This is a genomic window from uncultured Clostridium sp. (genome assembly GCF_910588715.1).
Lineage (GTDB): Bacteria > Bacillota > Clostridia > Clostridiales > Clostridiaceae > Clostridium.
Window position 1 is genome coordinate 878,174 of sequence record NZ_CAJURG010000001.1, and the last position, 13,504, is coordinate 891,677.

10 protein-coding genes are annotated in these 13,504 nt (G+C 26.7%); all 10 read right to left on the reverse strand.

Annotated elements, in window-relative coordinates; all coding sequences use genetic code 11:
* Positions 1–197 precede the first annotated feature (197 nt).
* Complete coding sequence (locus tag QZ321_RS04345; protein WP_291747558.1) at positions 198–800, reverse strand: histidine phosphatase family protein; 603 nt, start codon at positions 798–800, stop codon at positions 198–200.
* Between the two features lie 152 nt (positions 801–952).
* Entirely contained in the window at positions 953–2,905 is a 1,953-nt protein-coding gene (locus QZ321_RS04350) for a beta-galactosidase (protein WP_291747555.1), read from the reverse strand.
* Between the two features lie 146 nt (positions 2,906–3,051).
* Complete coding sequence (gene melB, locus QZ321_RS04355; RefSeq protein ID WP_294196290.1) at positions 3,052–4,431, reverse strand: melibiose:sodium transporter MelB; 1,380 nt, start codon at positions 4,429–4,431, stop codon at positions 3,052–3,054.
* 300 nt (positions 4,432–4,731) lie between these two features.
* Entirely contained in the window at positions 4,732–6,798 is a 2,067-nt protein-coding gene (locus QZ321_RS04360) for an alpha-galactosidase (protein WP_291747551.1), read from the reverse strand.
* 96 nt (positions 6,799–6,894) lie between these two features.
* A complete protein-coding gene (locus QZ321_RS04365) occupies positions 6,895–7,863 on the reverse strand; it encodes an alpha/beta hydrolase (protein ID WP_291747548.1) in 969 nt (322 codons plus the stop codon).
* A 141-nt stretch (positions 7,864–8,004) separates the two neighbouring features.
* A complete protein-coding gene (locus QZ321_RS04370) occupies positions 8,005–9,018 on the reverse strand; it encodes a LacI family DNA-binding transcriptional regulator (protein WP_291747545.1) in 1,014 nt (337 codons plus the stop codon).
* Between the two features lie 93 nt (positions 9,019–9,111).
* Positions 9,112–10,026, reverse strand: a complete 915-nt coding sequence (locus tag QZ321_RS04375; protein ID WP_291747542.1) for a tetratricopeptide repeat protein — start codon at positions 10,024–10,026, stop codon at positions 9,112–9,114.
* Positions 10,027–10,103: 77 nt separating this feature from the next.
* Positions 10,104–10,865, reverse strand: coding sequence for an SDR family NAD(P)-dependent oxidoreductase (locus QZ321_RS04380; RefSeq protein WP_291747538.1), 762 nt, complete (start codon positions 10,863–10,865; stop codon positions 10,104–10,106).
* 83 nt (positions 10,866–10,948) lie between these two features.
* The gene (locus QZ321_RS04385) at positions 10,949–12,355 is read right to left on the reverse strand and encodes a VWA-like domain-containing protein (protein WP_291747535.1); all 1,407 of its coding nucleotides are present in this window, start codon (positions 12,353–12,355) and stop codon (positions 10,949–10,951) included.
* A 3-nt stretch (positions 12,356–12,358) separates the two neighbouring features.
* The gene (locus QZ321_RS04390; protein ID WP_291742160.1) at positions 12,359–13,489 is read right to left on the reverse strand and encodes an ATP-binding protein; all 1,131 of its coding nucleotides are present in this window, start codon (positions 13,487–13,489) and stop codon (positions 12,359–12,361) included.
* Between the last annotated feature and the right edge of the window lie 15 nt (positions 13,490–13,504).

Sequence of the window (13,504 nt, forward strand, 5' to 3'; positions counted from 1 at the left end):
TACATCCTATATAAATTTATCAACTTACTTAATAGTGTAGAATACACAAATAAACCATACAATTAATAATTTTAACTTTTATTCAATAATACCTAAGTTTATTACTCCCTCTTCTCATCATTAAAATCTCCTTTATAATTAACAAAAATTCTCAATATTTCATCTTCTTTAAATAGCTTTACTGATTATTTTATATTTTAAAAATGACTACTATCATTTTTAAATTCTATATAAAAATCATTCTTTTCATTTACAACAACCTTAGTTAAGGTTGCTTGCCCCATAACCTCAGCAGTTGACTCATAATCTTTAAAATAATGCATTATAGCCTTTAAGGTTATTCCATGAGCTACTATTAAAATAGTTTTACCTATATTTTCTTTAATTATTTTATCCATTGAATTAGCTACTCTTTTTCTAACCTCTTCTAAAGTTTCACCATTTGGTGCAACTAATTTAGTATCACCTTTCATAATAAGCTTTAAATCCCAATTAGGATTTTCCATAATAATCTCCTCAGTCTTTTTACCTTCATAATCACCAAAGCACATTTCCATAAGTCCATCATCAGTTATAATTTCAATATCTCTATCTCCTTTAATTATATTAGCTGTAATAAAAGCTCTTTCCAAAGGACTTGAATATATAGTATCTATATGTATATTCTTCATTCTTTTACTAAGCATTTCTGCTCTCCCTTTACCTTCCTCAGTCAGCTTAGAATTCCCTCTACCTTGCAATCTATTTTCAATATTCCACAAAGTTTGTCCATGTCTTGTTAAATATATTATTGTATTCATTCTTTCTCCCTTTAAACTTCCAATTATAATTTTTATAAAAATACTATTCCTACATTATTATATCAACTTAATAATTATTTAATAAATAATAAAAAATAGCCTTATCCAAATAAAATGGTTAAGGCTATAAGTTAACACTTTATATTAAATTTTTATTTCTTAATTATTTTACTTTCATAAGCACTTAAAGAAACTCCATTAAATTCCTTTGTTAATGCTGTATGATTCATAACAAAATAATATTCCTCATCATTAACAACTCTCTTAACAACTTCTACACCAGCTTCTGATTCAATAACTTCTATATTACCTTCTGATAATATTTTTCTAGCTATCATATTCATAACATTATTATCTACACCAGTACCAATATAATAAGCTTCTCCAGCACCATACTTATTTAATGTTATAGCTGATAATTCATTATAAAATTCATCATCATACATAAATAAGCTTTCTGCTGTAGTTGTTTTTAACATATCTCTAAATACTTCTCCAGTACCTTCTATTCCATTAAAATTATTTATTCCTTTAATTTTAACACATTGACCTTCTTGAAGTGATTCTATTTCTTCAACAAATCCACCAATTAAATCATTATAAAAACTTGGATTTAATTCATTTAATGTTAAGTTATTATAATAATCTTTAATTGCAGTTCTAAAGCTAAATACTACTTTACCACCATTTCTAACAAATTCTTTAATTCTTTGTTGAACTTCTGTTTTAAATACAATCATAGTTGGTATTAATAAAACTTTATATTCACTAAAATCTACATATGATGGAATAACATCAATATTTATATTATTTTCATAAAAAGGTCTATATAATCTATATACTTCATTTTTATAATCCATTAAAAAGCTTTGCTTTTGAATTCTAAATGATGCCATAGACTCATAGTCATAAATAACTGCTACGCTTGATTTTATTTCGCTATTTATAACCTCTTCATTTTCTTTCATATCTTTAAAGAAATCTTGAACTTCATAGAATTTTCTTCTTTTCTTATTATCTTGGTCTATTATTCCATAACAATATTGTTCTGCTCCTTTAGTCGCTCCTCTATATCTAAAATACATAAGAGAATTACATCCATGAGCCATTGCTTGATATGACCACATCTTAGCTTGATTTGGTCTTGGAAGATATCCTATAACATCATGTCCTTGTGCACCCATTATTGCTTCTGTAATCCAAAAGTTTTGTCTTTTAGCACCTCTCATAAAATCTAAACCACAAGCAATTTCATGTGCAGGGATTGGTTCTCTTTGCCCACCCCATACAGGATAATTGTTATATGCAACTACGTCTAAATGTTGTGCTACCTTTGAAAAATCAAAGCTTTTATCAAAATATCCACCTGAAAAATCATGAATTATAACAGAATCTTCTCCTAATATTTCTTTTAAAATACTAACTTGTAGTTTTGCATAATTTTCAACACTTGCACTTCTAAATCTTTCCCATTCCATTCTAAGACTTGGATTATGAGTAGTTATTGTTTTTGCTGGAACTGGAATTTCATCAAAATCGTTGTAAGTTTGAGACCAGAATCTAGTTCCCCATATTTCATTTAATTTATTTATATCATTATTATAATTTTTTCTTAAATACTCCCTAAAAGCATTTTTACATTCATTACAATAACAAACATCACTACCTTCATGTCCAAATTCATTATCTATTTGCCAAGCTACTATGGCTTCTTCATTTTTAAAATGATTTGCAAGCTCTCTAATTATTGTTTCACTATATTTATGATAAGTTTTACTATTAAAACAATATTGCCTTCTTCCACCAAAAATTCTCTTAGTATTATCTTCAAACTCACCTAAAACATCTGGATGTTTTTTTGCAAGCCAAGCTGGCATTGTTGCAGTTGGTGTACCAAATATTACACTTAATTCTTTTTTCTTAGCTTCATTTATTATATGATCAAAATATGAAAAGTCAAAATTACCTTCTTCTCTTTCCATCATGTGCCAAGCAAATTCTCCTATTCTTATTACATTACTGCCTAGCTCTATAATATTATTTAAATCCTCTTCTAACATATCCTCATTCCAGTGCTCTGGATAATAATCAACACCTAAAAACATTTTAACCCATCCTCTTTACTGTAAATTTTACTAAAATATTATACTATTTTTATTACTTTTTTACCATAACTTTAAATAAAAATGACAAATTGGAGAATTAAAAACTTCAATTTGTCATTTTGTGTAATCTATTTATAGATTATTTATTAAACAGCATATTCATTAGCTTCTCTCTTCTTATTTAACTCTTCCATTATCTTTTCTTGATATTCGCCATGTAACTTATATCCTTTAGCATATATAAAGAAGCCTAATATTGTTATTATTGAAGGTACTGCTATCATAAGAATTCTCATACCTAATATTGTTCCTGAAGTTTGTGTTATATTAGGAACATAACCTACTATTGTTAATCCAACACCTATTAACCATCCTGATACAGCTGATGCAGTTTTAACTAATAATGTTTGGAATGAAGCTACTATACTTTCATTTCTTGAACCAAATCTTACTTCACCGTAATCTATAACATCTGCAAGCATAACAGTTGTAGCTCCTAAAGTAAATCCTGAACCTAACTTAACTATAATTCCTGATAAAGCTATTAAGGCTGCATTTCCCGGAACAAAAATTCCTGCAAATAATAGTATTAATAAACCTGCTGCTGGTAAATAACATGCTAATCTAAATACACCTTTTTTGCTCATTCTCTTTGAAAGTAATGGGAAAAGCATAAGTGCTGCTATTTCAGCTAATCCAGCAAATGCTGTAAATACTTGATACATATTTTCATTTCCAACAACGTACTTGAAGTAATAAATTGACATTCCACCAGATAATTGAGCAACTAAGTTATACGCAAGTACAACTCCTATAAATACCATAAGTTGATCGTTTTCTTTTATAAGTTTAAACGCTTTCTTTAAGCTTGTCTTTTCTGCTTTTTTACTTGTTTCAGATTTAGTACAACTACTATCCTTAACGTTTACAACAGTTATAATAGAAGTTATTACAAATACTATTGCTATTACTACAGCAAAAGCTCCATACCCTTTAGTTTGATTTCCACTTCCTAATTTATTTACTATAGAAAGTCCAAAAGCACCCATTATTAACCATGCACAACTTGCAAATATTCTTGGTATAACTGACATTTGAGCTCTTTCTTCATTAGTCTTAGATAAAGAAGGTAACATTGACCAATAAGGAATATCCATTATTGTATAAGTCATTCCCCATAATATATACATAACTGAATAATAAGCATAAAGTGCAGTTCCTTCTAAGCCCTCTGGTCTTTTAAATAATAATACTAATACTAACGCATTTATTACTGTACCTATTAAAATCCAAGGTCTAAATTTTCCCCATTTAGTTTTTGTATTGTCAACAATCATTCCCATTGCTGGATCGTTAACCGCATCCCATAGTCTTGCTACTAAAAATAAACTCCCTACAAATGCTGGAGCCAGTCCAATTGAATCAGTGAAATAAATCATTAGGTAACTAGATACAATTGCATAACATAAGTTCTTCCCTAATGCACCAATCCCAAAAGAATACTTTTCTTTAAATGATAATCCCATAATTCTCTCCCTCCAAATATTTCATATGTTTTACTAAACCCTGTAAATATTTTCATATACTATATTTATATATTAACATACAAGAAAACGTTTTACAAGTATTTTTACAGTAAAAATTTTATATTTTTTACCAACTTTTTATTAAACTTATTATTTAATATTTATATTTATAAATCATTATTAAACTTTTAAGTTTTTTATATAAATAAAGGTAAATTGTTAAACTTCTAAAAAAGCTAATATACTTAATTAAAATTTAACAATCTACCCTTGATTAAAATTTACTAATAAATAAAAAGATTAAAATTTATTAATTCTTATAATATCACTAGCATAATCTCCAACTAATCTTATTTCTAAACCTTTATTCATTAAATAGCTACCAGATTTAATAATCTCTTCTCCATTAATTTTTATTATATATTTAGATTCACTTTCTAATCCTCTAAGTTTAACAGTAGTTCCTCTATGTCCAATTAAACTTTGAGGTAAAAATACAAATAATAAACTTTCCGCATCTTTATTATATTGATAAATCTTATAATCATTCTTTGATGTATTTTCTAATCTATAGAAATCACCTTCTTGAATAATATGTCTTATTTCCTTATACTCTCTTATTAATTCTTGTGATAACTTTACTTCTTCTTCATTAAATTTCAATATATTACATCCAATTCCTAAAGTACCCATCATTGCACTATGATATCTAAACTTCATTGGTATAACTCTTCTAGATAAGAAGTTTGGACAATCAGTTACCCAAGCTCTCATTGCTTTAATTGGATAAATGTAAGAATAACTATCTTGAACAAATAATCTATCATAAGCATCAGTATTATCACTTGTCCAGAAATCATCAAATATACCTAAAATACCATAATCAATTCTTCCTCCACCAGATGCACAAGCCTCAAATAATACATTAGGATGCTTAACCTTTAATTCTCTTACAATATCATATATAGCTTCTATATGTTTATACCAAATATCCTTTTCAACATCTGTTTGTGACATAGGTCTATTAGCATCCCATTTAATATAATCAATATCGTAAGTAGATAATAAATTATCTAACATATCATAAACAAATCTCTTTACTTCTTCCTTAGTTAAATTTAATACATATTGTCCTCTAGATGTATCACTTTCTCTAGTTTCAAAATGATATATCCAATCTGGATTATTTTTATAAAGTTCAGATAAAGGATTTACCATTTCTGGCTCTACCCATATTCCAAACATCATATCCATTTCTTTAACTTTATTAATTAATGGGTTTAATCCTTCTGGAAATTTTTCTTTATTTACATACCAATCTCCTAATCCATTATCTATTCCATGTCTTTCTCCAAACCAACCATCATCTACTACAAATAATTCTGCGCCAATTTTCTTAGCTTCTTCTGCAAGTTTTATTTGCTCATCACAACTTACCTTAAATTCAGTTGCTTCCCAAGAATTATATAATACAGGTCTTGTCCCTTTTCTTAGTACATTATCTTTTGCAAAGTTATGAAGATTGTGTGTCATAGCTTCAAATCCAGAATTACTATATCCAGCTATAATCGCAGGAGTAACAAATTCTTCTTCTGGATTAAGTTTCATTAAGAAGTCGTGTGAATTAATTCCCATTTGAACTAATGTTTCACCATATTGAGTTTGTTCTATTATTCCACTAAAATTACCAGTTAATTTTAAAGCCCCAAAGAATACTTCCCCTGTAGTCTCTGTAGCATCTTTATCTAATACAAAATATGGATTATGGTTATGACTTGATATTCCTCTTCTATTTTCTATAACAATTTTTCCATAATTAACTTTTTGAACAAATCTTTGTTGTTCTGCTCCCCAATGACCATTAACATTTGAAAAATTTAATCCTTCATATGGAATATGGAATTGTCCACTATGAATTTTTTCAATTTCAATAATATCATTAGAATTATTTTTTACACTTACATATCTTTCTATTAAATCATATTGGTCATAAACTTTATAATGAAGATTAATATTAAAATCATAGTGATTATCTTTTAATCTTATTATTAGTTCATCATCTTTAACATCATATCCTATATATTTATAAACTAACTCTCTGCTTTTATCTGCAAAAGTAGCCTTTAAGCAATTTTCCTTATATCTTAAACTACCATATACAGGGTACTCCTCTCTAGTAATTTCATATACTGGATCATTTGTTGATACCTCGCATAATACTGGCATATCATAATCTTCAATATCATTGATTTTGCTTCCCCAATATAAATTTCTTACTAACCCTTCATTATCTATTCCAAATACATATGAAGTATTTTTAGTTTGAAGGCTAAATATATTTTCTAATTTATTAATTAATATTCCCATAATTTTATTATCCCCTTTATTACATATTTTAGATAACGTTTTCTTTAAGAACATTATAATATATTTACAGTAAATTTTTCAATATTTTTAGTAAAATTATTGCAAAAATTTTTTTATTTCTTTTAAATACTCAATAAATATTTCATCATTTTCAAAAAATATTTCATGCTTAGCATTTTCAAACTTTATTTTATTACATATATTAGCACATTTACAAAACTTGTTTTGTCCACGTTCTCTTACAAAAGTATCCTTTCCTGATTGAAAAAGTAATATAGGAATATTTATATTTTTAATATTTCTTTTTTTAAGTATATAATCAGTAGCTCTTAAAGCTTCAAAACACCATTTAAAAGATCCTCCAGATCTTTGTAATTCTTCATTTGATTTTAATTCTTCTAAGTGATTTTTATATCTATACTTATTACTTGCTCCTGACATTTCTAAATTATATTTTCCATCAAATGGGCCATGTCCAAATAAATAACTTTCTCCTTTTCCAGCCATTATGTATATAGAGCTTACTATATATACTATAGGTTTTGAAAATTTCCCTGTTTCTATTTCCATCATAGGTGCACTTAATATAGCCTTTTTAAAATATCCATTATATTTTTCTAAAAACATCGTTGCTATTGCACCCCCCATCGAATGTGCATATAGATATAAATCCGAGCTATTTTTAGTAACTATTTTATCTAAAAATATCTTTAAATCTTCCACATAATTTTCAAATTTATCTATATTAACTTGAGTTTTATCAGTTTTACTTAAATGCCCTGATCTTCCATGACCCCTATGTTCAATAGCATAAACTGAATATCCCATTCCTATAAAGTAATATATCATTTCTATAAATTTATCTATACATTCAGAAAATCCATGAGATATTACTATTGCACCTTTTTCTTCTTTTATATAATATTTCTCATAGTATATGTCTAGATTATTCTTTCCCTTAAAATATCCACAAACCTTTATTTTACTTAATCTCATTTTCACATCTTTTACTTTACATTTATCAATCCCATAGTTATAAATATATCTACTAATTTCTTCATTCATTTATATAACCTCCATATTTGTTAATATCTTAGTAATTCTATAATATATCATTTTATCTCTTATTTACAATTTTTAATATTGTGAATAAAAATAAAGAGAGTATCTTTTAACATTAAATACTTTCATTTAATTAAATTAATATTATATTTTTCTAACACTATTTCTAAGTACAAATTCACTTGGTATTATAACTTTTTTGGCATAATTTCTACCATTTAATCTTTCAACCATAAGACTTACTGCAACTTCACCTAAATATTCTATATGAACTCTTATAGCTGTTAATGGAGGACTTGTATATTGTGATATTATTGTATCATTAAATCCTATTATACTTACTTCATTAGGAACCTTTATTCCCCTTTCACATAGTCCTTTAATAACACCACTTGCAATAGCATCATTTGCTGTAAAAAAGGCAGTTGGCATTTCATTATTTTTATCAATATAATTAATTATAGCTTCATGACCGCCCTCTGATGTCATATCACTATTTATTATAAATTTTTCATTTAATAACTGATTATCATTCATATATTCATAAAAATATTTTAAACGATCATCAAAATTAGGAATTTTATTATCTCCTAATGTATACTTTTCTCCAACAAATCCAATATTTTTATGACCTTGATTAACAAAATAATCTAACCCTTGCCTTACTCCTAATTTATAATTAACTTTCACACTATCATATAATTCATCATTAGGAGCAGAATCTATAAACACAATGTTTGAAGCTTTATCTGATAACTTTTCTACCTCTTCTGAAGTAAATTTTCCTATAGCAATAATTCCTTGCAATTCAATATTCCCAAGAAATTCATAATCATCATCTTTTTTAAAAAGCCTTACAAGTTTTATATCATTTTCAAAGGCTTTTTTTTCAACAATATTTCTTAAAAGCAAATAATAAGGATCTTGTAATTGCTTAACTACATCATACATTTCTACAATTCCTATAGTAACTAATTTCTTTTCTAAATTTTTATTTTTTCTTTGTTTTGCAGTTTTATAATTTAATTCTTCTGCTACCTTTAGTATTTGTACCTTAGTTTCATCAGCCACTAAAATTCCACTATCATTATTTAATACTCTTGATACAGTTGCTAAAGATACTCCTACTTTATCCGCTATTTCTTTTAATGTAGCCATTATTATATTTCACCTCAATATTCCTTTTAACTTTCTGTATTTTATTAACATTATAATACAAATTAATTTAACTTTATAGTATTATAATAATTTTTATCCAAAGAGCTTTTTGTATTTTTCTAAATTTCTAATAGAATTAAGCTCTTCATCTTCCTTCATGTAACCTTCAAAAAACTCATTTAACTCTATAGATTTTAAAACATCTTCAAGTGCTAAATCTAATTTATTTATTCCTACATAAAAACAAGCTCTATTATAATATAAAAATCCTTCATCTTCATTTTGTAAAATTCCTTCATTTATTATATCTATAGCCTTAAAATAATCTTCTTTTTCTCTATACATAACAGCATAATTTAAATAACTATAAGGATAATAAGGATTTTCTTCTATTGACTTTTTATAATATTCCTCTGCTAAATCTAAATTTCCTAGCTTTTTATAAAAAACACCTAAATTAAATAATATTCTAAAATGATTTTTATCTATTTCAAGTGCTTTTTCCATATATCTTAAAGCTAAATTTATATTACCTAATTCATCATAAATACATCCTAAATTAGCATTTGCCCATAAATCCTTTGGATTTAACTCTAGTACCTTTTTATAATTTTTTATTGCTTCTTCTTTATTTCCTATTTCATCATAAGCATTAGCTAAAAAGAAATATGCTTTTTCATACTTTTCATCATATTTTATAGCCTTTTTGTAATACTTAATGGCTTTTTCATATAATTCATCATCGTCATAAATTATTCCTAGTCCATAATATGCTATAGAATTAGTTTCATCTAGCTCTAATACTTTCTTATACATTTTTTCTGCTAAATCAAAATTTGCTATCTTATCATAAAGAAATGCTAAATCTAAAATTAAGTCTATGTCATTTTTTCCCCCTTCACACTTATAGGCTTTTTTAAAAAACTTTAAGGCCTTCAAATAATTTTTTTCAGTCATAAAGTTACGTCCTATAGATATATAATTATCAAACATATATATATTATCCAAATAAATTTCCTCCAAATCAAATAAGATTGTACCTTAACTGGTACAATCTTATTTTTTATACTCATTTTAATATTATATTAAATTACAATTGCTCCATCAACAGATAAAACAGCTCCACTTATATAACTTGCCATATCTGAAGCTAAGAATAAGAATGCATTTGCAATATCTTCAGGATTTCCGATTCTTCCTACTGGAATATTAGCTGCCATTGCATTTATCATGTTTTGGTCTAGTGCTGCAACCATATCAGTACCAATTATTCCTGGTGCTACTGCATTAACTCTTATTCCGTCTTTACCTAACTCTCTTGCTAAAGATTTAGTTAATCCATTAACTGCAAATTTAGAAGTTGGATATCCAACCCCTGATTTTTGTCCATTAATACTTACTACAGAACTTGTATTAAGTATTACACCTTTTCCATTTTTCTTCATCTTTTCAGCAGCTATTTTACTACAATTAAATACTGCTTCTACATTTATATCTATTACCTTTTTAAAATGATTTGCATCTTGGTCATATATACTAACGTTATCGCTTATTCCTGCATTGTTTATTAAAACATCTATAACGCCCCACTTATTTATAACTTCTTCCATCATTTTTTCAACTTCTGATATGTCTAATAAATTTGTTGAAAAACCAATAACTTCATAACTAGAATTTATTTTATTAAGCTCTGATAATGCCTTATCTACAGTTTCCTTTCTTGATCCACATAAAGCAACCTTTGCTCCATTTTCAAGAAATGTCTTTACTGTTGAAAATCCAATTCCTCTAGTTCCTCCAGTTACTATAACAACCTTATTTTTTACACCTTTTTCTAATATTCCCATAATTCTCTTCTCCCTTCTAATTAATTAAATATAATTTTTGCAATAATATATTTAATTATTCTATATATTTATTATTAAATTAGTTAAAAAATTGGCTCTTGATTATTCATTGAATATCCATCATTTCTAACATCTTTCATATCTACAATATTATCTTTTATCTCAAGTCTACTAAGTTTTTTAACTGCACCATAAGGTTCCTTTAATGAAAGCTTATCTCCTCTTCCAGAAATAACCCATAAAACCTTATACCCTCTAGGCTTAATCTGTAGTCTATCCTCCCCCTTTCCATCAGTAAAATATACTAATAAATTACTATTTTTATTATTTGCATATTCAAAAACAGGCGTGAACCTAGTTCCTCCACCAGAAGAACACCTATCTTTTATATCATATATATTTTTTACCTTGTATGCATTTTTAATTTCCTTATCACATTCAACTATAGTTATTTCATGATTATAATTTTTTACTATCGATAAAACTTCCTTAACTGCTTGTTTAAATTCTTCATCACTAATACTTCCACTTATATCAATTGCTACTATAATTTCTGCTTTATGATTTCTAAGTTCACCTCTTAAGTCTAATCTATTAGGTTGTCTTCTATTTCTTCTTGTTATAGTTTTCTTTTTGTTACTTTCTACAGTACCCATTAACTTTTTAAGATAGAGATTCCAAGGCAATTCGCTATTGCTTTGTCTTAAGTTAGATATCATTCCTTCTATATGAATTGGAATTACACCCTTTTCAGCATTACTTATAAATTTTTCTGTAAAATCTTTAAGCATTTTTTCATCTAAACTTTCATTTTCGTTCCATAAATCATGTGCCTTTTCTATATCAAATCCATTATCTAGATTTTCCCCTGTACTATCATCTTCCTCGCCCTCATCACTTTCTTCAAGAACATTTAATACATTTTGGATATTTTCTGCATAATATTCAAATGTATTAAAGGGTTCAAGATTTAACTCATACTTTAAATTTACTCCCTTTAAAGTAATTGCATATGGTGGCAAATTATTAATATATTGATTTACTACTATATCCATAGCTAAATTAATTGCAAGAGTGCTAAAGTTTCCTTTTAATTCCTTAGCTCTAACTAAGTGCATAGATAATATATGATGAATTTCATGCTTTATTGTACTTTCCATTTGTTTTATATTAAGTTGTAAAAATATTATAGGATTAAAATATATAACATATTTTGCGCCCTTAAAATTTATAGCAGTAGGAGTGTTTATATCAAATCTTATTTCTCTATCCATTTGAAATAAGAAGTATCCATAAAAATTATCTTTTTCCTCCATAAGACTTAAATTTACTTTATCAATAAGCTTAAAAAACTCTACTTCAAAACTTTTTTCAACTTCTATATCAAACTTTTCTCCCATGCGAAGCTTCTTAAACATAACTGAACTATTTATTATTTTTTCAGCATCAAAATAAAGTTCATTTTTTAATTTTTCAAAGTTACTTTCCATAAATTATCCCCTTATTGCACTATAAGCTTCAAAATAACTTTCTACAAACTTTTCATTTTCTAAAGCTCTTTTGTAGCTTTCAGGATAACTACTTTTCATATCTTTCATTATTCCAACCATTAAATCTATAGGATATTCATTTAAAAATTCAATAAATCTATTTATATAATAAACATATTCTTCATTAATATTTTTTATGTTTTCCTCTAAACTCTTTAAAATGTTCATAGCTGTTAAATAAAGTCTAGTATGACTTTCACTTTTTATTTTTTCTATAATTTCACTATTTAAAGTATCACCTAAAAAAACTTCATAAAAAGATATTAAAGGAGTATGGTCCGATTCAACAAAATTTACAAACTCTTCAGCTATAACCTTTCCAACATTACCTTTTATAACATTTAAAAATACCGACTTAGGTATTGAATCCTTTCTTTCTTTATATTCTTTAAAAGCTTTAGAAACCCTTTCATAACTTCTTGGAGTTGCTCTTACATCATCTTCATTTATCTTATGTAAATATTCTGGAAAAACCCCAATAAACTCTATTACTTTTTGTTCAATTCCAGATTCCATAGCCCATTTAAGCCAAGCTTTATGATCACTTTCCATATTAAGCCATACAAATCTATTTTCCTGAGCAGCATCCATATCAACCACTTGATAATCAAAATCTGAACCATATTTGCTTGATGGATTCATTGCAGCTAATATATTTACATCATCATGTAACCTGTAACCATTTATTTCTCTATTCAATATTAAATTCATAAGTTCCTGCTGTACTGTATGCTCACAACGATTTATTTCATCTATAAATAAAAGAACCCTTTTTCCCTTATTTATTTCCTCATCAATTTCCCTAAGCTTCGTATGAACAGCATATATTGTTGTTTTCTTTTCTAGCCTGTTTCCATTAGAATCCACAGTCATATATGATTCTATCGTAGGCAATCCCCCTATTTCTCCCTCTTTAAGAAGATTACCATCAATAACTACTAAACTCCAATTATTATCTTTAGCTAACTTCTTTGCTAATGCTGTTTTTCCAATTCCACTTTCACCTATTACTAGTGGAACTTCCTCTGTTGCTAATACTAATTCTACACTTCTTAATGTATCTATAAAATTCATTTTTAATCATCCCCC

Coding starts and splice junctions, on each gene's coding strand:
- QZ321_RS04345 (WP_291747558.1), bottom strand. CDS start 800: ATGAATACAATAATATATTTAACAAGACATGGACAAACTTTGTGGAAT.
- QZ321_RS04350 (WP_291747555.1), bottom strand. CDS start 2,905: ATGTTTTTAGGTGTTGATTATTATCCAGAGCACTGGAATGAGGATATG.
- melB (WP_294196290.1), bottom strand. CDS start 4,431: ATGGGATTATCATTTAAAGAAAAGTATTCTTTTGGGATTGGTGCATTA.
- QZ321_RS04360 (WP_291747551.1), bottom strand. CDS start 6,798: ATGGGAATATTAATTAATAAATTAGAAAATATATTTAGCCTTCAAACT.
- QZ321_RS04365 (WP_291747548.1), bottom strand. CDS start 7,863: ATGAATGAAGAAATTAGTAGATATATTTATAACTATGGGATTGATAAA.
- QZ321_RS04370 (WP_291747545.1), bottom strand. CDS start 9,018: ATGGCTACATTAAAAGAAATAGCGGATAAAGTAGGAGTATCTTTAGCA.
- QZ321_RS04380 (WP_291747538.1), bottom strand. CDS start 10,865: ATGGGAATATTAGAAAAAGGTGTAAAAAATAAGGTTGTTATAGTAACT.
- QZ321_RS04385 (WP_291747535.1), bottom strand. CDS start 12,355: ATGGAAAGTAACTTTGAAAAATTAAAAAATGAACTTTATTTTGATGCT.
- QZ321_RS04390 (WP_291742160.1), bottom strand. CDS start 13,489: ATGAATTTTATAGATACATTAAGAAGTGTAGAATTAGTATTAGCAACA.